The sequence below is a fragment of the Neisseria sp. P0021.S007 genome, from assembly GCF_051956855.1.
This window is the reverse complement of record NZ_JBQCXA010001845.1, coordinates 1-429: the sequence shown is the minus strand read 5'-3', so window position 1 is coordinate 429 and position 429 is coordinate 1. Positions and strand designations below refer to the sequence as shown.

Below are 429 nucleotides of genomic sequence, written 5' to 3'. Positions count from 1 at the left end.
CTCCAAGTCAGCCATTTAGTCATGCTTTAAAACAGCAAACAAACGAGTTCGGCAGGATTGATACTGTCCGTGGCTTGTTTCATGCTTATTCATCGACTATAAAAACAAACCGTTTGACGGTTGACCCCATACATTCAGAGGTCGTCTGAAACCATACTGTAGATTTTCAGACGACCTTTCCCCAGTTTTATCAGATACAAGAAATGATTTATGAACGAAATAACTCTGGATTCCACCGTTCCTGAAGGGCACAAACGCTCCATCCGCAGCTTTGTGTTGCGTCAAGGGCATATGACTGCGGCGCAGCAGCGTGCCATTGATACGATGTGGCCGCAGTTCGGCATCGATTACCAAGATTCCGTGTTGGACTTGAATCAGCGTTTCGGCAGCGACCATCCCAAGGTGTTGGAAATCGGTTTCGGCATGGGC

Annotated in this window: 1 pseudogene; it reads left to right on the top strand. The window is 47.3% G+C overall.

Annotation, left to right across the window (positions count from 1 at the left end):
* Positions 1-210: 210 nt before the first annotated feature.
* Positions 211-429: pseudogene (locus tag ACTHUR_RS21755) on the top strand (tRNA (guanosine(46)-N7)-methyltransferase TrmB); the annotation flags it as partial.